The sequence below is a fragment of the Nocardioides sp. T5 genome, from assembly GCF_048161455.1.
In the GTDB taxonomy this organism is placed as follows: domain Bacteria; phylum Actinomycetota; class Actinomycetes; order Propionibacteriales; family Nocardioidaceae; genus Nocardioides.
Map to the genome: position 1 here is coordinate 3,485,788 of NZ_CP182415.1, position 20,914 is coordinate 3,506,701.

The following is a 20,914-nucleotide window of genomic DNA, read 5'->3' on the forward strand; positions in this document are numbered from 1 at the left end:
CCCATGGAGACCTTCCCCCTCGTGCTGACGCTGGCGGCCGTCCTCGCCGTCGGGCTGGCCCTCGGTGCCGTGATCGGCGTGCTCTGGGCACGCAGCCGCCCGGCCGACGACACGGCAGTCGCCGCACTGCAGCAGCGCGTCGCCGACCACGCCGTCGTCCAGGACGGGCTCGAGCGGCTCCAGGACCAGCTGAGCGACCTGGCCCACGACCGCACCGCGTGGCAGGCCCAGCTGCACCAGCAGGTGGCCGACGTACGCCACTCCACCGACGTGCTGCGGCACGAGACCCACACCCTCGCGACGGCTCTGCGCAAGCCGCAGGTGCGGGGGCAGTGGGGCGAGCTCCACCTGCGCCGGACCGTCGAGCTGGCCGGTCTGGTCGATCACTGCGACTTCGCCGAGCAGACGCGGCTCGACGACGGGCGGCTGCGGCCCGACCTCGTCGTCACCCTCGCGGGCGGACGCACCATCGCGGTCGACGCCAAGGCGCCGCTCGCCGCCTTCCTCGACCTCACCGGGGCCGACGACCCCGCCGAGCACGAGCGGGCGCTCGCCCGGCTCGGCGAGCACGTCCGCAAGCACGTCGCCGACCTCGGGTCGCGGCGCTACTGGGAGGCGCTGGCCGGGACCCCGGAGTTCGTCGTGCTGTTCCTCCCCGGCGAGGCGATCCTCCAGGCGGCCCTGCAGGCCGTGCCCGACCTCGTCGAGCAGGCGGCGGCTCGCAACGTCGTGCTGGCCACCCCGTCGACGCTGATCGCGCTGCTGCGCACGGTCGCCCAGGGCTGGCAGCACGAGGTGCTCAACGCCCAGGCCCAGGAGGTGCAACGGCTCGGGCAGGAGCTCCACGCGCGGCTGGGCTCGATGGCCGGGCACCTCGACAAGGTGGGCCGCTCCCTCAACGCCAGCGTCGTCGCCTACAACCAGGCGATGGGGTCGCTCGAGGGGCGCGTGCTGGTGTCCGCGCGCCGGTTTGCCGATCTCGGCGTCACCAACGACCAGCTGGAAGGCCCCCGCCAGGTGGAGACCGTGCCTCGCTCGGCCGCCGCCCCCGAGCTGGGTGTCCTCGACGGCGTACCGGGTGCCACCGGCGAGCCGACGCTCGACGACCTCCTCGACCAGCACTCCGGCACGGCACCTGCCGCGGCGCGCCGCGCGCAAGGCGCCTGAGATCGGTCCTAGGTTGGAGCTCGTGACGCGGGCCGGTGGGTTCTGGCAGGTCGGGCAGGAGCCGGGCCGTCAGGTGGTGCTGCTGGGCGTCGCCCTCACGCTCACCGCCGTCGCCGTCGACGTGCTCCTGGTGGGCAGCCTCTCGCTCTTCTTCGACCTCTGCTTCATGGCGCTCTGCCTCGGGCTGGCGGCGCTCGTGCGACGGCAGGACTTCTACCTCGTCGCGCTGCTCCCACCGGTGCTCATGGTGGTCGTGTTCGGGTTCATCTCCCTCGTCGCGCGCGACGCGGTCGCCGACCCCCGCGACAGCGTCCTGCAGGCCGTCGTCTCCGGGGTCGCCACCCACGGCGTCGCCCTGTTCATCGGCTACGCGCTGTGCCTGGGCTGGCTCGGCTGGCGGCTCCACCGCAAGGGCGACCTCGCCTCCGAGCTCGAGCGCGAGCTCGGCCAGCCCGCCGGCTGAGCGGTCAGGCCTCGAAGCGGGAGGGGTCGCCCGCGCCACGGCGTACGACGACCGGCTCGGCGTCGGACCAGTCGATCACCGTGGTGGGCTCGGCGGTCACCTCGCCCGACTCGACGACGATGTCCACGGCGTGGTCGAGGTCCTCCTTGATCTCCCACCCCATCGTCCGCGCCTCGGTCTCGCCGGGCAGGATGAGGGTGCTGGTGAGGATCGGCTCGCCGAGCTCCTCGAGCAATGCGCAGACGAGCGTGTGCTCCGGGATGCGGACGCCGACCGTGCGCTTCTTCGGGTGCATCAGCCGCTTGGGCACCTCGCCCGTCGCGGGGAGGATGAACGTGTAGGGCCCCGGGGTCGCTGCCTTGATCGCCCGGAACGCGTTGTTGTCGACGTGGACGAACTGCCCGAGCTGGGAGAAGTCCTTGCACATCAGCGTGAAGTGGTGACGGTCGTCCAGCTCACGGATCTTGAGGATCCGGTCGCGGCCCTCCCGGTTGCCGAGCCGCGCCCCGAGGGCGTAGCCGGAGTCGGTCGGGTAGGCGATGAGCTGGTCGGCGCGCAGGGCCTCGACGACCTGGGAGACGAGCCGCGGCTGCGGGTTGTCCGGGTGGATGTCCAGGTAGCGGGCCATCGTGCGCTCCTCCTCAGGCCTTCTGCGCGGCGCGCAGGTCTCGTCGCAGCTCCGGCGGCAGCGCGAAGATGAGGGACTCCTCGGCCGAGTGCACCGCGCGCGCGTCGGGATAGCCACGCTCGGAGAGGAACGCGAGCACGCCCTCGACGAGGTCCTCCGGCACCGAGGCGCCCGACGTGACGGACACGGTCTCGACACCCTCGAGCCAGGCCTCGTCGATCTCGGTGTGGTCGTCGACGAGGTAGGACGCCTTGGCGCCGGCCTCGAGAGCCACCTCGACGAGCCGCACGGAGTTCGAGGAGTTGCGCGAGCCGACCACGATCACCAGGTCGGCGGCCGAGGAGATCTCCTTGACCGCGAGCTGACGGTTCTGGGTGGCGTAGCAGATGTCGTCGCTCGGCGGGTCGAGCAGCAGCGGGAACTTCTCCCGGATCGCCGCGACCGTCTCGAGCGTCTCGTCGACGCTCAGCGTGGTCTGCGAGAGCCAGGCCACCTTGGCGGGGTCACGGACCTCGATGCGGGCGACGTCGGCCGGGCTCTCGACGAGCTGGATGTGGTCGGGCGCCTCGCCCGCCGTGCCCTCGACCTCCTCGTGCCCGGCGTGGCCGATGAGCAGGATGTCGTAGTCGTCGGAGGCGAACCGCTTGGCCTCGTGGTGCACCTTCGTCACCAGCGGGCAGGTGGCGTCGATGGTCTTCAGGCCGCGCTCGGCCGCCTGGGCGTGGACGGCCGGCGAGACACCGTGGGCGGAGAAGACGACGGTCCTGCCCTCGGGGACCTCGTCGAGCTCCTCGACGAAGATCGCGCCGCGCGACTCGAGGTTGGCCACCACGTGCTTGTTGTGCACGATCTGCTTGCGCACGTAGACCGGTGCGCCGTAGAGGTCGAGCGCCTTCTCGACCGTGATCACGGCGCGGTCCACGCCGGCGCAGTAGCCGCGGGGAGCCGCGAGCAGGACGTTCTTGGCGGTCTCGGGATCGAGGACCGGAGGAAGGCCGAGGTCGGTGCTCATGGCGCTGAGTCTACGGGCGTGTCCGTTGCCTCCCCTATCCTCGCCGCGTGCCCTCACTCCGCGACGCCACGGCAGAGTCGCCGGCCCCGGTGCGGGCCGTCGCCAACGCCGTCGCGCAATGGATCGACAAGCTCGGCGGCGTGTGGGTCGAGGGCCAGATCGCGCAGGTCAACCGACGCCCGGGCATGCAGACCGTCTTCATGACGCTGCGCGACACGGTCGCCGACATCTCGGTGACGCTGACCTGCTCGCGGTCGCTGGTCGACTCGATGAACCCGCCCCTCGTCGAGGGCGCGAGCGTCGTCGTGCACGCCCGGCCCAGCTTCTACGCCAACCGGGGCTCGTTCTCCCTGGCCGCACGCGAGATCCGGATGGTCGGGATCGGCGAGCTGCTGGCCCGGCTCGAGCGCCGCCGCCAGCTCCTCGCCGCCGAGGGCCTGTTCGCCGCCGAGCTCAAGCGCGACCTGCCGTTCCTCCCCGGCCGCGTCGGCCTCGTGACCGCGCCCAACAGCGCCGCCGAGCGCGACGTCCTCGACAACGCGCGCCGCCGCTGGCCGGCCGTGCAGTTCGAGGTCGCCTACGCCGCCATGCAGGGCACGCGGTCGGCGGCCGAGGTGATGGAGGCACTCGACCGGCTCGAGCGCCACGCCGACGTCGACGTCGTGGTCGTGGCGCGGGGTGGCGGCTCGATCGAGGACCTGCTGCCGTTCTCCGACGAGGCGCTGATCCGCGCCGTGCACCGGATGCGTACGCCGGTGGTGTCGGCGATCGGTCACGAGCCCGACCAGCCGCTGCTGGACCTGGTCGCCGACGTCCGGGCCTCCACGCCCACCGATGCCGCCAAGCTGGTCGTGCCCGACATGGCCGAGGAGGTCCAGGGGGTCACCTGGGCCCGCGACCGGCTGCGCCAGGTGATCACCCATCGCATCGCCCGGGAGGAGGAGTGGCTCGCCCAGGCGCGCTCGCGTCCGGCCATGGCCGACCCGCGCAACCTGCTCACCGCCCGCTCCGACGAGCTCGACGAGCTGCTCGCGCGCGCCCGTCGTACGCTCTCCCACCGACTCGACCGGGCCGCCGACGACATCGGCCACCAGCGCGCCCGGGCACAGGCGCTCTCACCGCTCGCCACCCTGCAGCGCGGCTACGCCGTGCTCCAGGACGCCGACGGCCACGTCGTCACGTCCGTCGCGCAGGCCCAGGCCGGCGCCGCGGTCTCCGTGCGGGTCGCCGACGGACGCATCCATGCCACGACAGACCGCATCGACACTGACCACACAGACATAGGCACGTTGGTCGAGGAGGACCCCGATGAGTGACGCCACCCCTGACCAGCCGAGCTATGAAGAGGCCCGCGAGGAGCTCATCGAGGTCGTGCGCACCCTCGAGGCAGGCGGCACGACCCTCGAGGAGTCCCTCGCGCTCTGGGAGCGCGGCGAGGCCCTCGCGAAGATCTGCCAGCAATGGCTCGACGGCGCCCGCAAGCGCCTCGACGACGCGATGGGCACCGAGGACTCCTGACCTCGTGTCGTCCTGGGCGCTGACCGCCCCTCGGTCGAGCGGTGGCCCACCCACGTCCGACGTCCGAGGAATGTGGGCCCGCCTCCACGCCGGGCGGTGAGCCACGCAGGTTCCGCAGCCCGAAAACGTGCCTCAGCCACCGCTCGTACGCCGACACGCGGCGGGGCGGTGAGCCACGCAGGTTCCCCAGCCCGAAAACGTGCTTCAGCCACCGCTCGTACGACCCCGGGTTCGGCGGTGACCCACCCACGTTCGACGGTTGAGAAATGTGGGCCCGCCACCGCTCGTACGCCGACCCGCGCTGGGGCGGTGAGCCACGCAGGTTCCGGAGCCCGAGAAGCTGCCTCACCCACCGCTCGTACGCCGACCCGCAGCGCGGCGGTGAGCCACGCAGGTTCCCCAGCCCGAAAACGTGCCTCACCCACCGCTCAGCGGGGCCCGGGAGCGGGGGCTAGCGGGTGAGCAGCCCGAGGTAGGCCTCGATGTCCTCGGCGGGAGCCGAGCCGTAGACCAGGAGGGCCTCGTCGCCGAGCTCGGTGGAGTAGCCGATGTCGCCGCCCTCGTCGGACCAGGTCTGCCAGGTGTCGGCGATGTCGGAGTCGACGGTGACGTCGTCGCCGGCCACGGCGTCCTCGTCGACGTAGAGCTCGACGAGGTCGGCGACCGAGGTGTCCTGCTGCCGGATGCCGACGAAGCGACCCTCGTCGGTCAGCACCCCGAGGCTCCAGCGCGGGTCGTCGCCCGCGGCCAGCTCGGTGCTGGTGGCCGTCCACCCGGCCGGCAGCTCGCGGGGGTGGACGACCGCGAGGTCGGCCTCCTGGGCCAGCTCGACCCGCGCCTGCCAGTCGACGGCTTCCGGCTCGTTGTCGACGTCGGTGCGCCAGAGCCCGCGCCACGCGACGAACGCCAGCACGGCGATGACGGTGACGATGAGGGCGCCGGTCATCCCACTGAACGAGCGCGTGTAACGGCTCGGCTGTCCCTGCCCACTCACGCCGGCCATCCTCCCAGCCCGCCCGAAGCGCTGTAACGCCGGGTTGGTGGCTGTACCGACCCCGATGCATCCGGGTGGGTAGTTGCAGCAACCCGGCGTTACAGGGGACGAGGGAGGAGGCGGCAGGAAACCGCAGTTGCGGGGACAAGAGCCCACAGGAGCCGCACGTGCGGCATACTCACTCCGTGATCACCTACCGAATCGCGGAGGCGGCCGAGGTGCTGGCCGTCAGCGACGACACCGTACGTCGCTGGGTGGAGGCCGGTCGTCTCCCCTCCCACCGCGACGGCGGCCGCACGACGGTGGCCGGCCGCGACCTCGCCGAGCTGGCCGAGCACCTGGCCGAGTCGGGCGAGCTCGCCGAGCGCGACCGCACCCGCGCCGGCACCGTGAGCGCGCGCAACCGGATGAGCGGCATCGTCACCCGGGTCAAGCGCGACCCCGTGATGGCCCAGGTCGAGATGATCTGCGGCCCCTACCGCGTCGTGTCGCTGATGAGCACCGACGCCGCCGACGAGCTCGGCCTCGAGCCGGGAGTGCGGGCCATCGCCAGCGTGAAGTCCACCAACGTCGTCGTCGAGGTCCCGAGATGAGGCGGCTCGCCGTCCTGGCCCTGCTGCTCCCCCTCGCCGCCTGTGGCGGCGGCACCAGCGACGAAAGCGGCAGCGACGAGCTCACCGTGCTCGCCGCCGCGTCACTGACCGACGTCTTCGAGGAGCTCGCGCCGCCGTTCGAGGAGGAGCACGGCGTCGACGTGACCTTCAGCCTCGGGTCCAGCACCGACCTCGCCGCGTCGGTCGCCGACGGCGCCCCCGGCGACGTGCTCGCCACCGCCGACGAGGCGTCGATGACGCTCGCCGAGGAGGCCGGCGTCGCGGCCGACGTCGAGACCTTTGCGACCAACGTGCTCACGATCCTCGTACCGACGGGCAACCCCGCCGGCATCGAGTCGATCGACGACCTCGCCGGCGCCACCTGGGTGCGCTGCGCCGACGAGGTGCCGTGCGGCAAGGTCGCCGCGGCCGTGCTGGACGCCAACGGCGTCACGGCCGAACCGGTGAGTCTCGAGGAGGACGTCCGCGCCACCCTCGACAAGGTCGTCTCGGGCGAGGCCGACGCCGGCCTGGTCTACGCGACCGACGCGGTCTCCGCGGCCGGTGACGTCGAGGCCGTCGCGATCCCCGGCGCGGAGGACGAGCCGACGTCCTACGTCGTGGCGACGCTGGAGCAGTCCGAGGACCCCGACCTCGCCGCCGACTGGGTCGCGTGGGTGACGTCACAGGAGGGCCGGGCGGTCCTCGCAGACGCCGGGTTCGGCGTCCCGTGAGGGACCGCCTCGGGCGACCGCCGGCGCTCCTGGTGGTGCCGGCAGCCCTCGCCACGCTCCTGCTCCTCGTCCCGCTCGTGGCGATGGTCGCGGCCACCGACTGGCAGGCGCTGCCGGACCACCTGACCTCCCCCGCCGCGCTCGATGCCCTCCGGCTGTCGCTGGTCACCTCGACGGTGGCCATCGCCTTCTGCCTGCTGCTCGGCCTGCCCCTCGCCTGGCTGCTCGCGCGCGTCGACTTCCGCGGTCGCGGCGCCGTACGTGCCCTCGTCACCGTGCCGCTCGTGCTGCCGCCGGTCGTCGCGGGCATCGCGCTGCGCAGCGCCTTCGGGCGCACGGGCGTCATCGGCGAGCCCCTGCTCGAGCTGACCGGGTTCGCCTTCCCCTACACGACCTACGGCGTCGTGCTCGCGCACGTCTTCGTGTCGATGCCCTTCGTGGTGATCGCCATCGAGGGCGCCCTGCGCTCGGCCGACCCGAGGTACGACGAGGCTGCCGCGACGCTCGGCGCGACCCGCTGGACGACGTTCCGCCGGGTCACCGTGCCGCTCGCCCTGCCGGGCGTCGTGGCCGGGACCGTGCTCGGGTGGGCGCGCTCGTTCGGCGAGTTCGGCGCCACCATCACCTTCAACGGCAACTATCCCGGCACCACCCAGACCATGCCGACGCTGATCTACGTCACCCGTCAGGCCGACCAGGACGCCGCCCTCTCGCTGAGCCTGGTGATGCTGCTGGTCTCCGTCGGCATCCTCGTCGCCCTGCGTGACCACTGGCTGGGTACGCCGTGAGCGCGGCGCCGATCAGACGGCTCGTCGCCGACCTGCGGGTCGCGGACCGGGTCGAGGCCACCTTCACCGCCGAGCCGGGCGAGGTCCTGGCGGTCATCGGTCCCAACGGGGCCGGCAAGAGCTCGCTGCTGCACGCCCTCGCCGGGCTCGTCGACGTGGAGGGCAGCGCCCGGCTGGGCGACACCGAGCTGCTCACCCAGCCCGTCCGCGAGCGACGGGTCGGACTGGTGTTCCAGGGACAGCTGCTGTTCCCCCACCTCTCCGCCCTCGACAACATCGCCTTCGGCCTGCGCGCCCGCGGCGAGCGGCGGGCGACGGCGGACGCCGTCGCGCGGGACTGGCTCGAACGCTTCGGGATCGCCGACCTCGCCGACCGCCGCCCGCGCGAGCTCTCCGGCGGTCAGGCGCAGCGGGTCGCCATCGCGCGCGCCCTGGCGACCGAGCCCGACGTGCTGCTGCTCGACGAGCCCTTCACGGGCCTCGACGTGTCGGTCCAGATGGCGCTGCGGATCGAGCTCGGCCGACACCTGCGCGACTTCCCGGGGATCGCGCTCCTCGTCACCCACGACGCGATCGACGCGCTGACGCTGGCCGACCGCGTGGTGGTGCTCGAGGACGGCCGCGTGGTCCAGGTCGGCCCTCCCGCCGAGGTCGCCGCCGAGCCCCGCACGGCGCACGTGGCGCGACTCGTGGGGCTCAACCTCGTGGCCGACGGCGACGAGCTGATGGCCTTCACGCCCGACGCGGTCGTGGTCTCCCTGCACGAGCCCGAGGGGTCGACGCGGCTGCGCTGGCACGGCCCGATCGCGACGCTCGCACCGCACGGCGACGCCGTACGCCTGCTGGTGCACGCCTCCCCCGACCTGCTCGCCGACCTGACGCCCGCCGCGGCGACGGAGCTCGAGCTGGTGCCGGGCCGGGAGGTGTGGCTGTCGACCAAGGCGACCGCGGTGAGCCGCTACGCCGCGCGCCGCTAGCATGCGCGACATGAGCTCCAGCGCGCCCCAGCCCGAACGCAACCTCGCCCTCGAGCTGGTGCGCGTCACCGAGGCGGCCGCCATGGCGGCCGGTCGCTGGGTCGGGCGCGGCGACAAGAACGACGCCGACGGCGTCGCGGTCGAGGCAATGCGCGTGATGATCTCCACGGTCGAGATGCGCGGGACCGTGGTGATCGGCGAGGGCGAGAAGGACAACGCCCCGATGCTCTTCAACGGCGAGGAGGTCGGCGACGGCACCGGACCCGAGTGCGACGTCGCCGTCGACCCGATCGACGGCACGACGCTGACCGCCAAGGGCATGAGCAACGCGATCTCGGTGCTGGCCGTCTCACCGCGCGGCTCGATGTACGACCCCAGCGCGGTGTTCTACATGGACAAGCTCGCCACCGGGCCCGAGGCCGCCGACGTCGTCGACCTCCGGCTGCCGGTCAAGGAGAACATCGCCCGCGTCGCCAAGGCCAAGGGCATCTCCATCCACGACGTCACCGTCGTGCTGCTCGACCGACCGCGCCACGCCCGGCTCGTCGAGGACATCCGCGAGACGGGTGCGCGCATCAAGTACATCACCGACGGCGACGTCGCCGGCGCGATCATGGCCGCCCGCCCGGACACCGGCGTGGACCTGATGCTCGGCGTCGGCGGCACGCCCGAGGGGATCATCGCCGCATGCGCGATGAAGTGCATCGGCGGCAAGATCCAGGGCCAGCTCTGGCCACAGGACGACGACGAGCGCCAGCGCGCCCTCGACGCCGGCCACAACCTCGACCGCGACTTCGTGCTCGGCACCGACGACCTGGTCACCGGCGACGACGCGTTCTTCGTGGCCACCGGCATCACCGACGGCGAGCTCATGCGAGGCGTGCGCTACCGCGGCAACGGCGTCACCACCGACTCGCTGGTGATGCGCTCGCGCAGCGGCACGGTGCGCTCGATCACCGCCGAGCACCAGCTCTCGAAGCTACGCGATCTCTCCACGATCGACTTCGACAACTGACGCCGCGACCGCCGGCCGCAGCGCGGCCGACACCGCGCTGATCACGACCGGGTCGAACGCCATCCCCACGTGGGACGAGCGCACCTCCACCGGCCGCGCGGCCGGGTCGACGCACGCACGCCAGTCGACGATGCCGTCGCGCCGGGAGAAGATCGCGGTGAAGTCGAACCCCTCCGGCAGCGCCGCGCGCGCCTGGTCGAAGCTCTCCTGGGCGCAGTGCCCGGCGACGCAGTCCTCCGCCATCAGCCCGCGCATCCCGGCCCGGTTGAGCCGGACGAGCAAGTCGACGCTGCGCGCCAACGACACGTGGTGCGCGCCCGGCGCCAGCATCGGGCTGCCCATCGTCACGATGCCCGCGACGAGGTCGGGGCGCCGAGCCGCGACGCCCCGGGCCAGCATGCCGCCGAGGCTGTGGCCGACGATCCGCACGCGTGAGCCGCGACGCTGCGCAATCCCCTCGAGCCGTTCCTCGAGCTGCGCGGCGGCCGAGAGCGTGCAGCCGACATTGGCCCGGACGTCCGCGCGGTAGGTGCGGAAGCCCTCGTGACGCAGTGCCCGGCTCATCGGGCCGAGGGAGGAGTCGCCGGCCAGGAAGCCCGGCACCAGCAGCACCGGCTCGCCCATCCGCGGCGGGCGCGCGCCCAGCGGCGTACGACGACGCGCACCCCGCGAGCCCCACGCCGAGACCGCGTAGCGCCCCGCCTCCGTGATGACCGAGCCCTCGCGCAGCACCGCCACCACGGAAGGCTGCGAGAAGCCCTCCGGAGTGAGGAATGCGGCCACTGTGCGCTGGGTCACAATGTTCGAACCTAGCCCAGAACCCGCGCCGGACCCGGGATGCGGGCCTCTTTGCGTGTAATTGGGGACGAGCGCGTTTATTTGGCGACCGCCTTCGTGTTCACTGGCTACATGCCCGAGTCGCGTCCCGACCGCACCCAGCCGCCTGTCGCCTCCGACGAGCTCCGCGCGCCGGTCGGCAACGAGGTCGAGCTCTGCTACCAGACCTTCGGCGATCCAGACGACGATCCGCTGCTCCTCGTGATGGGCCTGAGCGGCCCGATGACCTGGTGGGACCAGGTGTTCTGCGAGCAGCTCGCGTCGGCCGGGTTCCACGTCGTGCGCTACGACAACCGTGACGCCGGCAGGTCGTCACGCATCGCGGCTCCGGCCCGCCCCGACCAGCTCGTCAAGGCCTTCGCGACGGGCCGCGCCAACGCCCCCTACACGATGTCGGACCTCGCCGGCGACGCCGTCGCGCTGCTCGACCACCTGGGCCTCGAGTCCGCGCACCTGGTCGGCGTCTCGATGGGCGGCATGATCTCGCAGACCGTCGCCGTCGAGCACCCGAGCCGGGTGCGGTCGCTCACCAGCATCAGCTCGACGACGGGTCGCCGCACCGTCGGCTGGCAGCACCCGTCCCTCCTGCCGCGGCTCATCGCGCCGCGCAGGGCCGGGCGGGACGCCTACGTCGAGACCAGCCTCGCGATGTGGTCCCTGATCGGCTCCGCCGCCTACCCGTCGGACCCCGACGCCCTGCGCACCCGCGCGGAGACGACCTTCGACCGCGGCGTGAGTGCCAGCGGCGCGGTGCGGCAGATGCTCGCCATCCTGACCCAGGACGACCGCACGACGCGGCTGCGCAGCCTCCGCGTCCCGGCGCTCGTCATCCACGGCACCGCCGACAAGATGGTCCACGTCAGCGGCGGGCGCTCGACCGCCGCCGCCATCCCCGGCGCCGAGCTGGTGACCATCGACGGCATGGGCCACGACCTGCCGCCCGAGCTCTTCGGCACCTTCGTCGAGGCCATCCGGCGCACCGCCGACCGAGCCTCCTGACCCCGCGGGGAGAGCCCTAGCCCCGACCAGCGACGGGGTGGGCGCCCTGCGACGGCTCGGCCGTGAAGAGGTCGGGCTCGCCGAAGCCCGCGTCGGCGAAGGCACGGCGTACGGCGTCGCTCGCCGCGTCGACGGACCGCTCGGGCACCAGCCCGATCACGCAGCCGCCGAAGCCGCCGCCGGTCATCCGCGCCCCCAGCGCACCCGCCTCGAGCAGGGCGTCGACGGCCGTGTCGACCTCGGGCACGGTGATCCGGAAGTCGTCGCGCATGGACCGGTGGGAGGCGGTGAGCAGCGGGCCGATGTCGGCGAGGCGGCCCTCGTCGAGCAGCTGGACGACGGACAGCACGCGGTCGTCCTCGGTGACGACGTGCCGGACGTAGCGACGCAGCTCGTCGTCGTCGAGCCGGCCGAGCGCCTCGTCGAGGTCGTCGGCGGTCACGTCGCGCAGCGCCGCGACGCCCAGCCGACGTGCGGCCTCCTCGCAACCCCGGCGCCGGGCGCCGTACTCGCCGTCGGAGTGACGGTGGGGAGCGCGGGTGTCGGCGACCAGCACCGTCAGCCCGTTGCCGGCGAGGTCGAGCGGCACCGACCGCGTGTCGTGGCTGCGCATGTCGCAGAACAGCGCGTGTCCTGCCTCGCCGCGGAGGCTGACCAGCTGGTCCATCCCGCCCGTCGGCGCACCCACGGCGTCGTTCTCGACGTCGCGTGTCAGGGCGAAGAGCGCGTCGTCGTCGAGCCCGAGCCCGAGGTGGTCGTCGACGGCCCGCGCGACCGAGCACACGAGGGCGGCCGACGACGACAGCCCGGCACCTGACGGCACGTCGGAGTCGACCTCGACCTGGAGGGGCGGGACGTCGACACCGCGGTCGGTGAGCAGCCACAGCGCACCGAGCACGTAGCGCGACCACTCCGCGACCTCCGTCAGGTCGGCACCCGCCAGGCCGGAGCGGCGTACGACGACCGGCTCGGGCTGCTGCACCGAACGCACGGTCCAGGCGTCCGAGCCCGCGGAGACCGTCGACACCGACGCCGTGCACCCGACCTCGAGGGCGAAGGGGAGGACGAAGCCGTCGTTGTAGTCGGTGTGCTCACCGACCAGGTTGATCCGCCCGGGGGCACGCCAGACCGTCATCGAATTCCTACTCGTCTCCGCTGTGGGCCGCATACCCGTTGGAATGGGATGCATGTTGCCAAAAGGTGTCGAGGACCACTAGACCAGAGGCCCGAACCGAACAAGGAGGGCGCGGATGTCCCGAGCACCGTCGATCCGGCAACGAGGCCGGCCAAGGGGGCGACGGAGGGTGGCGCCGCTGGCCGCGCTCGCGCTCGCGAGCGGTCTGCTGTCCGCCTGTGGAGGCGACAGCGGTCCTCCCGAGCTGACCTGGTACATCAACCCCGACAGCGGCGGGCAGGACGCCGTCGCCGAGAAGTGCTCCACCGACGACTACACGATCTCCACCCAGGTGCTTCCGCAGGACGCCGGCCAGCAGCGCATCCAGCTCGCGCGCCGGCTCGCGGCGAAGGACCCGGAGATCGACCTGATGTCGATCGACCCGCCGTTCACCGCGGAGTTCGCCGACGCGGGATTCCTCGCCGAGGTGCCGCAGGACGCGCGCAGCCAGCTCGAGGAGCAGGGCACGTTCAAGGGCGCGATGGACGCCGCGACGTGGAAGGACAAGCTCGTCGTCTTCCCGTTCTGGTCCAACACCCAGGTCCTCTGGTACCGCAAGTCCTTCGTCGAGAAGGCAGGCATCGACATGTCGAAGCCCGTGACCTGGGACCAGATCATCGAGGCGGCCAACGAGAACGACGCCAAGGTCGGCGTGCAGGCCAACAAGTACGAGGGCTACGTCGTGTGGATCAACGCCCTGGTGGAGGGCGCGGGCGGCCACATCCTCCAGGACGCGGACGCGGGCGTCGACGCCGACATCACGATCTCCGACGACGCCGGCAAGAAGGCCGCGGAGATCATCGAGAAGCTCGCCACCTCCGGCGCCGCTCCCGCCGACCTCAGCGTGTCCAACGAGGGCACGGCAGGGTCGACGTTCGGCTCCGACGCGGGCTCGTTCCTCGTCAACTGGACCTACATCTGGACCAACTACGACGAGACCGCGCCCGACGTGGCCGACGACATCGGTTACACCCGCTACCCGCAGACGGTCGAGGGCGAGGAGTCCCGGCCCCCCTACGGCGGCATCGGCATCGGGGTGAGCGCCTACTCCGACGAGAAGGACCTCGCCCTCGAGGCGGCGCAGTGCCTGGTCAGCCCGGAGTCGCAGGGCATCAACGCCGACCTGACCGGCAACATGCCGGCCAGCACGGACGGCTACGACTACCCCAAGCTCAAGGAGACCTTCCCCGAGGACCTGCTGCAGCTCTTCCAGGAGAGCGTCGACGCCGCAGCACCCCGCACGGTGACGCCCTACTGGAGTGACGTGTCGGGATCCATCCAGAACATCTGGCACCCGCCGCGGTCCGTCGACACCGACACCCCGGAGCAGTCGAAGGTGTTCATCGAGGACGTCCTGAAGGGCGATGACCTGCTGTGACCACCACGACTGCACCCGAGACCCCCACCCGGACCAAGGACAAGGCCAAGGCCATCGCCTCCGACCGCACCGCGGCGGAGAACAGGCTGGGGCTCAAGCTGGTCGCCCCGGCCGTCGTCCTGATGCTGCTGGTCACCGCCTGGCCGATGATCCAGGCGCTCTACCTCTCGCTCTTCCGCTACCGGCTCACCGCGCCGGACGACCGGGCGTTCGTCGGGGTCGACAACTACCTGACGATCCTCAGCGACGACCAGTTCTGGAAGAGCACGCTGACCACGCTGCTGATCATGGTCGTGACGGTGGCGGTCGAGCTGGTCATCGGGTTCGCGTTCGCGATGGTGATGCACCGCATCGTCTTCGCCCGCGGCCTGATGCGCACCTCGATCCTGATCCCCTACGGCATCATCACCGTCGTCTCCGCCTTCGCCTGGCAGTTCGCGTTCTCCCTCAACAACGGCTTCGTCAACGCGTGGTTCAGCTGGCTGCCGTGGATCGCGGAGGACACCAACTGGTTCGGCGACTACTGGCACGCGATGTTCGCGATCATGGTCTCGGAGATCTGGAAGACCACGCCGTTCATGGCGCTGCTGCTGCTGGCGGGCCTGGCCCAGGTCAGCGAGGACATGCTCGAGGCCGCCAAGGTCGACGGCGCGACGTGGTGGCAGCGCCTGACCAAGGTGATCCTGCCCAACATGCGCGCGGCGATCATGGTCGCGGTGCTGTTCCGCGCCCTCGACGCCTACCGCATCTTCGACAACATCTTCGTGATGACCAAGGGAGCCGAGGGGACGCAGTCGATCTCGTTCCTGACCTACCGACAGGTCATCGAGCAGATGCAGCTGGGCCTCGGCTCGGCCATGTCGGTGCTGCTGTTCCTGTCCGTGCTGCTCCTGGCATGGCTGATCGTGAAGTTGTTCCGCGTCGACCTGGCGCAGGCGAGGGGTGAGGGCTGATGGCCGGCAACCAGAGCGGCAAGACCGCTGTCGGCACGTGGATCGGGTTCGCCCTGATCATGCTGTGGTGCCTGTTCCCGGTGGCGTGGATCATCTCGCTGTCGTTCAAGTCCGAGGGCGAGACGGCCGCGGGCAGCGCGCAGTTCCTGCCCAAGGAGCCCACCTTCGACAACTACAAGGCGATCATCGACAACCCCGACTTCATGCGGGCGCTGATCAACTCGTTCGGCATCGCGCTGATCGCCACCTTGCTGTCGGTGATCTTCGCGACGCTGGCGGCGTACGCCATCGCGCGGCTGGAGTTCAAGGGCAAGCGCCTCGTGCTCTCGCTGGCGCTGGCGATCGCGATGTTCCCGGTGGTCGCGCTGGTCGGCCCGCTCTTCGACATGTGGACCACGTTCGGGCTGTTCAACACCTGGCCCGGCCTGATCATCCCCTACATGTCCTTCACGCTGCCGCTGGCGATCTGGACGCTCTCCGCCTTCTTCCGCGAGATCCCGTGGGAGATGGAGCAGGCGGCCCAGGTCGACGGCGCCACGTCGTGGCAGGCCTTCCGGAAGGTCATCGTCCCGCTCGCCGCACCCGGCGTGTTCACGGCGGCGATCCTGACCTTCTTCTTCGCGTGGAACGAGTTCGTGCTCGCGATCTCGTTGACCTCCACCACCGCCTCGCGGACCGTGCCGGCGCAGATGTCCTTCTTCGTCGGTCCCGACCCGTTCAACCCGCCGTACGCGCAGCTCGCGACGGCGTCGGTCATCGTCACTCTGCCGGTGATCGTCATCGTCCTGCTGTTCCAGCGCAAGATCGTCGCCGGCCTCACCTCCGGCGCAGTGAAGGGGTGATCAGCTCATGGCTGCCATCGAGATGAAGAACATCGTCAAGCAGTACGGCGACGGCTTCCCCGCCGTCAACGACGTGAGCATCGACGTGGAGGACGGCGAGTTCCTGATCCTCGTCGGGCCCTCGGGCTGCGGGAAGTCCACGCTCCTGCGGATGATCGTCGGGCTGGAGGACATCACCGACGGCGACATGATCATCGGCGGGAAGAAGGTCAACGACCTCGCGCCGCGCGACCGCAACCTGTCGATGGTCTTCCAGAACTACGCGCTCTACCCGCACCTGACGGTCTACGAGAACATCGCCTTCCCGCTGCGGCTGGCCGGCAAGTCGGACTCCGAGGTCGACGAGAAGGTGCGCGACGCGTCGAAGACGCTCGAGCTCGACGAGCACCTCGAGCGCAAGCCCGGCAACCTGTCGGGCGGCCAGCGCCAGCGCGTCGCGATGGGGCGCGCGATCGTCCGGGACGCCGAGGCGTTCCTCTTCGACGAGCCGCTGTCCAACCTCGACGCCAAGCTCCGCGGCCAGATGCGCACCGAGATCTCGCGCCTGCAGAAGCGCCTCGGCATCACCACGGTCTACGTCACCCACGACCAGACCGAGGCGATGACGCTGGGCGACCGCGTCGCGGTGATGAAGCGCGGCGTGCTCCAGCAGCACGCCACGCCGCGCGAGCTCTACGAGAACCCGGCCAACCTGTTCGTCGCCGGTTTCATCGGCTCCCCGCCGATGAACTTCCTGCCGGCGAAGGTCGACGGCAACCGCGTCGAGCTGCCGTTCGGCACGGTGACGATGCCGGAGGAGCGGGCGTCGAGGGCGCAGGGCAAGGACCTGCTGATCGCCGGCATCCGACCCGAGCACTTCGAGGACGCCTCGGTCGTCGACAGCGACAAGGTCACCGACGAGGCGACCTTCAAGGCCACCGTCGACGTGGTGGAGTGGCTCGGCAACGAGGCCTACGCCTACATCCCGTTCGAGGCGCCCGACGAGGTGCGCGAGCAGCTCACGCAGCTCGAGAAGGACCTCGACGGCGAGTCGCTGCGTACGCAGCTGGTGATCTCGCTCGACGGGGCCAGCCGGATCAGCGAGGGCGACGAGGCCACCATCTGGGTCGACGCCCGCAAGATCCACCTCTTCGACCCGAGCACCGGCGAGAACCTCACCATCGACGCCGACAACGCCGGCATCATCCCCGACGGCAACGCGATGGCGAAGGCCGAGAAGGTCGGCGAGGAGCAGGACGGCGTCAAGCCGGGAGCCGACCAAGCGACCAGCTGACCGCAGCACGGATGTCCGACCCCGCTGGTCGGCGCGGAACCGAGGCCCCGAGAGCACCGCTCCCGGGGCCTCGCCGCGTCGCGGGAGGGGCGTCGTACGACCGCGCGCGTTGGTGCGGCAGGACTCGGCGAGGACTTGGTTGGGACTTGGTGGGGAACTCCGACACCTCGTGGGGGTTGTACGCCCCTCCCAGTGACGGACTCCCCGCTCGAGCGGGGACTCTGCGAGAGGGGTGGCCGGGAATTCCGGTCCGGTCCGGGGGGCTCAGGCGGGCGGCTGGGGCGCCGCGTGCAACCACGCGGCGGCGTAGGGCTCGAGCCGGACGGCGCCGTCGTGGAGCTCCGGCCGCTCGCCGGTGAGGGCGTCCACCAGGTCGTCGGTGTGCAGGCCCAGCCAGAACAGGACGTCGGCGGACACCCACGCCTCCCGGTCGGTGACGTTGGCGGCAGCGAGGAGCGGGCCGTCCGGGTGCCGCCGGACGACGAGCAGCACGCCGGGGTCACGCGGGTCCCAGATCTCGGTGGGCGAGGCCGCGTGCAGGTGCGGCAGCGAGCGTCGTACGTCGACCAGGTGCCGCAGCCCGGACGTGATGCCGTGCGGGTCGTCGGCCACCGATGCCCACGGCATCACCGGCCGGTGCACCCACCGGTTGTCGGCGGCGTGGTCGGGGACGTCGGCCCACCCGATGTCGTTGAGCAGACCGACCTCGTCGCCCATCCAGATCACCGGCAGCCCGCCGAAGGACAGGATGATCGCGTGCGCGAGCAGGATGCGCGCGGCCGCGTGCGGGTCGCCCGCCTCGAGGCCGGCGAGCGAGGCCAGCGACCCGGAGATGCGCCGGTCCCCCGTCTGCTCGTTGTGCTGGAAGACCAGCCCCCGCGCCCACGAGCCGGGGAAGGACCCGGAGTACCAGTCCGACAGGAAGCGCCGGTGGGCGACGGGGTCGAGGCCGACCGCGCGGGCGTCCTCGTCGGAGATCGCCCAGCCGATGTCGTCGTGGCAGCGCACGTAGGTGATCCAGGCCGTCGTCGACGGCGGCTGCGGCAGCTGCTGGAGGGCGTACGTCGCCAGCCTGGCGTCGCGGGACGCGAGCATCGACCAGACCTGCACCATGAGGCCGTTGTGGTAGGCGAGGTCGCTGACCTTGCCGGCGTGCTCGCCCACGCCGAGGTAGGCCGGCAGGTCCGCCGGGCCGACGATCGCCTCGGCCTTGAAGAGCACGGCGGGTGCGGCGATGCGGGCCACCGTGCGCAGCGCGCGGGTGAGGAGGTGCACCTCGGGCTGGTTCTGGCAGTCGGTGCCGAGCCGCTTCCAGATGAAGGCGATCGCGTCGAGGCGGAACACCTCCACGCCCAGGTTGGCCAGCGACAGGATGAGGTCGGCGAACTCGCGCAGGACGGCGGGGTTGGACCAGGCCAGGTCCCACTGGTAGTCGTTGAAGGTCGTCCAGACCCAGCCCGCCAGCTCGTCGTCCCAGGTGAAGCTGCCGGGCGCGAAGTCGGGGAAGACCTCCGGCAGGGTCGCCTCGTAGGCGTCCGGCACCTCGCGGTCGGGGTGGACGTGGAAGTAGGCGCGCTTGGCCTCGTCCCCCGCCCGCGCGGCGACCGCCCACTCGTGCTCGCGCGCCACGTGGTTGAGCACGAGGTCCAGGCACAGGCTGATGCCCTCGCCGCGCAGCGTGGTCGCGAGGTCGCGCAGGTCGTCGACCGTGCCGAGGTCGGGCCGCACGGAGCGGTAGTCCATGACCGCGTAGCCGCCGTCGTTGGGCGCCGGACGTGGCGTCAGGAGCGGCATCAGGTGCAGGTAGCCGACGCCCAGCCCCCGCAGGTACGCCGCCCGCTCACCCACCCCGCGCAGGGTGCCGGCGAAGCGGTCGGCGTAGGCGGCGTAGCCGACCATCGACGGCCGCTGGAACCAGTCGGGGTCTCGCAGCCGCTGCTCGTCGAGCGCCCGCAGCTCGGCCGGACGGGCGTCGTGCGCGGCGCGGGCGACCTCGACCAGGGCCCGGGTCACCTCCGGCGCGGCCTCGGCGCCGTAGACCCGCGACACCGTGTCGTGGAGGTCGGGCTCGAGGGTGGCGAGGCGCTCCTCGAAGTCGTTCACGCGCCCAGTATGGCGAAGTGCGGCGACCTACGCTGGGGTCGTGAGCCACGACCCGTCCCTGCGCCCACGCGACCACTTCACGCCGCGCCGGGGCTGGCTGAACGACCCCAACGGCCTCGTCCTGCACGACGGTGAGTACCACCTGTTCTTCCAGCACCTGCCCGACTCCCTGGTGCACGGGCCGATGTCGTGGGGCCACGCGGTGAGCGAGGACCTCCTCGACTGGACCGAGCTCCCGGTCGCCCTCGCCGCCACCGACACCGAGCACGTCTGGTCGGGCAGCGTGGTCCACGACGCGGCCGACACCTCCGGCCTCGGCGGGGACGGCGCCGGGCCGCTGGTGGCGTTGTGGACCGCCTTCGAGCCGGTCGGCGGGATGCAGCGCCAGTCCGTGTCGTGGAGCGTCGACCGCGGCCGCACGTGGACGTCGTACGCCGCCAACCCCGTGCTCGACATCGGCTCCACCGCGTTCCGCGACCCCAAGGTCCTGCGGGACGGGAACGAAGACGGGGCCGGCTGGCTGATGGTGCTCGTGCTGTCCGAGGAGCGCAGGGTCGAGACCTACCGGTCGCCAGACCTGCTGCACTGGGAGCACGCGTCGTCGTTCGGGCCGACGGGCTCGGTCGAGGGAATCTGGGAGTGCCCCGACCTGCTCCGCGTCCCGGTCGAGGGGCTCGACGAGACAGCGGTGGTGATGCTCGTCAGCGTCCAGGAGGGGGCCCCGGCCGGCGGGTCGGGGATGCAGTACTGGGTCGGCGAGCTCGACGGCGCCGACTTCCGCCCCACCCAGGACGCACGGTGGATGGACCACGGCGCCGACTTCTACGCCGCGGTGTCCTACGCCGACGCGCCGGAGCCCCTCGTGCAGGGCTGGATGAGCAACTGGCGGTACGCCGACCTGGTGCCCGCCGCGACCCACCGCGGCGCGATGACGCTGGCCCGCACCCTCGCGCTGCGCCCCCGCGACGGCGAGCTGGCCCTGGTGCAGCGGCCGGTCGTGCGCCACTCCCCCGTCGTGCACGAGCTCCGCGACGAGCCCCTGGCGGGCACCCGGGTGCTGCCCGTCGCGGCCCGCACGTGCCGGGTCGTCCTCGAGGTGGAGCCGGGCGACGCCGACCGGGTCGGGGTCCACGTCCGGACCGGCACCGGGACCGGGCACCGCACGACGGTGTGGGTCGAGCCGGGCTCCGGGACCGTCGGGCTCGACCGGCGCGCGTCGGGCGAGACCGGCTTCCACGAGGCGTTCGCGGCCGTGCACACCGCCCCGCTGGTCCGCGGTGACGGGCCGGTCCGCCTCGAGGTCGTGGTGGACGAGTCGTCGGTGGAGGTGTTCGTCGGCGGCGGCGAGGTCGCGCTCACCGACCTGGCGTTCCCCGACCCCGGGGACGACGGCCTCGCCGTCTTCGCCGAGGGCGGCACGGCGCTCGTGCGGCACCTCGTCGTGCACGCCTGAGCCCCCGGGAGCG

The 20,914-nt window shown here is 71.9% G+C and carries 21 protein-coding genes; 15 read left to right on the plus strand and 6 right to left on the minus strand.

What is annotated here, in order from left to right; translation table 11 throughout:
- Window positions 1-3: 3 nt before the first annotated feature.
- Window positions 4-1,167, plus strand: coding sequence for a DNA recombination protein RmuC (locus tag ACNKF0_RS17050; RefSeq protein ID WP_416954053.1), 1,164 nt, complete (start codon window positions 4-6; stop codon window positions 1,165-1,167).
- Between the two features lie 22 nt (window positions 1,168-1,189).
- Window positions 1,190-1,630, plus strand: coding sequence for a DUF6542 domain-containing protein (locus ACNKF0_RS17055; protein ID WP_416954055.1), 441 nt, complete (start codon window positions 1,190-1,192; stop codon window positions 1,628-1,630).
- Between the two features lie 4 nt (window positions 1,631-1,634).
- On the opposite strand, the gene ACNKF0_RS17060 is transcribed toward ACNKF0_RS17055, so the two are convergent.
- The gene (locus tag ACNKF0_RS17060; RefSeq protein WP_416954057.1) at window positions 1,635-2,258 is read right to left on the minus strand and encodes an L-threonylcarbamoyladenylate synthase; all 624 of its coding nucleotides are present in this window, start codon (window positions 2,256-2,258) and stop codon (window positions 1,635-1,637) included.
- A 13-nt stretch (window positions 2,259-2,271) separates the two neighbouring features.
- Complete coding sequence (locus ACNKF0_RS17065) at window positions 2,272-3,270, minus strand: 4-hydroxy-3-methylbut-2-enyl diphosphate reductase (RefSeq protein WP_299925325.1); 999 nt, start codon at window positions 3,268-3,270, stop codon at window positions 2,272-2,274.
- Between the two features lie 47 nt (window positions 3,271-3,317).
- On the opposite strand from ACNKF0_RS17065, the gene xseA reads away from it, so the two are divergent.
- Both xseA and ACNKF0_RS17075 read left to right on the plus strand, forming a co-directional pair.
- A complete protein-coding gene (gene xseA / locus ACNKF0_RS17070; RefSeq protein WP_416954060.1) occupies window positions 3,318-4,586 on the plus strand; it encodes an exodeoxyribonuclease VII large subunit in 1,269 nt (422 codons plus the stop codon).
- A complete protein-coding gene (locus ACNKF0_RS17075; protein ID WP_416954062.1) occupies window positions 4,579-4,788 on the plus strand; it encodes an exodeoxyribonuclease VII small subunit in 210 nt (69 codons plus the stop codon). Before xseA ends, ACNKF0_RS17075 begins: the two co-directional genes overlap by 8 nt.
- Before the next feature lie 451 nt (window positions 4,789-5,239).
- Here the strand turns inward: ACNKF0_RS17075 and ACNKF0_RS17080 are convergent, their stop codons facing one another.
- Window positions 5,240-5,782 (minus strand): DUF4245 domain-containing protein, encoded by a 543-nt coding sequence (locus ACNKF0_RS17080; protein WP_416954064.1) that lies wholly within the window; start codon window positions 5,780-5,782, stop codon window positions 5,240-5,242.
- Between the two features lie 188 nt (window positions 5,783-5,970).
- On the opposite strand from ACNKF0_RS17080, the gene ACNKF0_RS17085 reads away from it, so the two are divergent.
- The 5 genes from ACNKF0_RS17085 to glpX are packed head-to-tail and all read left to right on the plus strand — an operon-like array spanning window position 5,971 to window position 9,889.
- Window positions 5,971-6,375, plus strand: a complete 405-nt coding sequence (locus ACNKF0_RS17085) for a TOBE domain-containing protein (RefSeq protein WP_416958564.1) — start codon at window positions 5,971-5,973, stop codon at window positions 6,373-6,375.
- Window positions 6,372-7,109, plus strand: coding sequence for a molybdate ABC transporter substrate-binding protein (gene modA, locus ACNKF0_RS17090; protein ID WP_416954066.1), 738 nt, complete (start codon window positions 6,372-6,374; stop codon window positions 7,107-7,109). Before ACNKF0_RS17085 ends, modA begins: the two co-directional genes overlap by 4 nt.
- A complete protein-coding gene (locus tag ACNKF0_RS17095; RefSeq protein ID WP_299925344.1) occupies window positions 7,106-7,897 on the plus strand; it encodes an ABC transporter permease in 792 nt (263 codons plus the stop codon). Before modA ends, ACNKF0_RS17095 begins: the two co-directional genes overlap by 4 nt.
- A complete protein-coding gene (locus ACNKF0_RS17100; protein ID WP_416954068.1) occupies window positions 7,894-8,874 on the plus strand; it encodes a sulfate/molybdate ABC transporter ATP-binding protein in 981 nt (326 codons plus the stop codon). The genes ACNKF0_RS17095 and ACNKF0_RS17100 overlap by 4 nt, the downstream gene beginning before the upstream one ends.
- Window positions 8,875-8,884: 10 nt before the next feature.
- Window positions 8,885-9,889 carry a class II fructose-bisphosphatase gene (gene glpX, locus ACNKF0_RS17105; protein WP_299925350.1) on the plus strand — a complete coding sequence of 335 codons (1,005 nt, stop codon included), beginning with the start codon at window positions 8,885-8,887 and terminating at the stop codon, window positions 9,887-9,889.
- On the opposite strand, the gene ACNKF0_RS17110 is transcribed toward glpX, so the two are convergent.
- Window positions 9,854-10,687 carry an esterase/lipase family protein gene (locus ACNKF0_RS17110; RefSeq protein WP_416954070.1) on the minus strand — a complete coding sequence of 278 codons (834 nt, stop codon included), beginning with the start codon at window positions 10,685-10,687 and terminating at the stop codon, window positions 9,854-9,856. The genes glpX and ACNKF0_RS17110 overlap by 36 nt on opposite strands.
- Window positions 10,688-10,798: 111 nt before the next feature.
- Here ACNKF0_RS17110 and ACNKF0_RS17115 point away from each other — a divergent pair, with 111 nt between their 5' ends.
- The gene (locus tag ACNKF0_RS17115; RefSeq protein WP_416954072.1) at window positions 10,799-11,725 is read left to right on the plus strand and encodes an alpha/beta fold hydrolase; all 927 of its coding nucleotides are present in this window, start codon (window positions 10,799-10,801) and stop codon (window positions 11,723-11,725) included.
- 16 nt (window positions 11,726-11,741) lie between these two features.
- Here ACNKF0_RS17115 and galK read toward each other — a convergent pair whose 3' ends face one another.
- A complete protein-coding gene (galK, locus tag ACNKF0_RS17120; RefSeq protein WP_416954074.1) occupies window positions 11,742-12,860 on the minus strand; it encodes a galactokinase in 1,119 nt (372 codons plus the stop codon).
- Window positions 12,861-13,029: 169 nt separating this feature from the next.
- Here galK and ACNKF0_RS17125 point away from each other — a divergent pair, with 169 nt between their 5' ends.
- From ACNKF0_RS17125 to ACNKF0_RS17140, 4 genes are read left to right on the plus strand one after another with little or no spacing between them, the layout of a single operon-like run.
- Complete coding sequence (locus ACNKF0_RS17125) at window positions 13,030-14,277, plus strand: extracellular solute-binding protein (protein ID WP_416954076.1); 1,248 nt, start codon at window positions 13,030-13,032, stop codon at window positions 14,275-14,277.
- A complete protein-coding gene (locus tag ACNKF0_RS17130; protein ID WP_416954078.1) occupies window positions 14,274-15,230 on the plus strand; it encodes a carbohydrate ABC transporter permease in 957 nt (318 codons plus the stop codon). The genes ACNKF0_RS17125 and ACNKF0_RS17130 overlap by 4 nt, the downstream gene beginning before the upstream one ends.
- A complete protein-coding gene (locus ACNKF0_RS17135) occupies window positions 15,230-16,072 on the plus strand; it encodes a carbohydrate ABC transporter permease (protein ID WP_299925368.1) in 843 nt (280 codons plus the stop codon). Before ACNKF0_RS17130 ends, ACNKF0_RS17135 begins: the two co-directional genes overlap by 1 nt.
- Before the next feature lie 7 nt (window positions 16,073-16,079).
- On the plus strand, window positions 16,080-17,345 hold the full coding sequence (locus ACNKF0_RS17140; RefSeq protein ID WP_416954080.1) for an ABC transporter ATP-binding protein: 1,266 nt from the start codon (window positions 16,080-16,082) through the stop codon (window positions 17,343-17,345).
- A 264-nt stretch (window positions 17,346-17,609) separates the two neighbouring features.
- On the opposite strand, the gene ACNKF0_RS17145 is transcribed toward ACNKF0_RS17140, so the two are convergent.
- Window positions 17,610-19,244: an amylosucrase gene (locus tag ACNKF0_RS17145; protein WP_416958566.1), complete on the minus strand. Its 1,635-nt coding sequence runs from the start codon at window positions 19,242-19,244 to the stop codon at window positions 17,610-17,612.
- Window positions 19,245-19,488: 244 nt separating this feature from the next.
- Between ACNKF0_RS17145 and ACNKF0_RS17150 the strand changes: the two genes are divergently transcribed.
- Entirely contained in the window at window positions 19,489-20,901 is a 1,413-nt protein-coding gene (locus tag ACNKF0_RS17150; RefSeq protein WP_416954082.1) for a GH32 C-terminal domain-containing protein, read from the plus strand.
- Window positions 20,902-20,914 lie beyond the last annotated feature (13 nt).

Coding starts and splice junctions, on each gene's coding strand:
- ACNKF0_RS17060 (WP_416954057.1), bottom strand. CDS start 2,258: ATGGCCCGCTACCTGGACATCCACCCGGACAACCCGCAGCCGCGGCTC.
- ACNKF0_RS17135 (WP_299925368.1), top strand. CDS start 15,230: ATGGCCGGCAACCAGAGCGGCAAGACCGCTGTCGGCACGTGGATCGGG.
- ACNKF0_RS17115 (WP_416954072.1), top strand. CDS start 10,799: ATGCCCGAGTCGCGTCCCGACCGCACCCAGCCGCCTGTCGCCTCCGAC.
- galK (WP_416954074.1), bottom strand. CDS start 12,860: ATGACGGTCTGGCGTGCCCCCGGGCGGATCAACCTGGTCGGTGAGCAC.
- modA (WP_416954066.1), top strand. CDS start 6,372: ATGAGGCGGCTCGCCGTCCTGGCCCTGCTGCTCCCCCTCGCCGCCTGT.
- ACNKF0_RS17075 (WP_416954062.1), top strand. CDS start 4,579: ATGAGTGACGCCACCCCTGACCAGCCGAGCTATGAAGAGGCCCGCGAG.
- ACNKF0_RS17140 (WP_416954080.1), top strand. CDS start 16,080: ATGGCTGCCATCGAGATGAAGAACATCGTCAAGCAGTACGGCGACGGC.
- glpX (WP_299925350.1), top strand. CDS start 8,885: ATGAGCTCCAGCGCGCCCCAGCCCGAACGCAACCTCGCCCTCGAGCTG.
- ACNKF0_RS17050 (WP_416954053.1), top strand. CDS start 4: ATGGAGACCTTCCCCCTCGTGCTGACGCTGGCGGCCGTCCTCGCCGTC.
- ACNKF0_RS17145 (WP_416958566.1), bottom strand. CDS start 19,244: ATGGTCGGCTACGCCGCCTACGCCGACCGCTTCGCCGGCACCCTGCGC.
- ACNKF0_RS17065 (WP_299925325.1), bottom strand. CDS start 3,270: ATGAGCACCGACCTCGGCCTTCCTCCGGTCCTCGATCCCGAGACCGCC.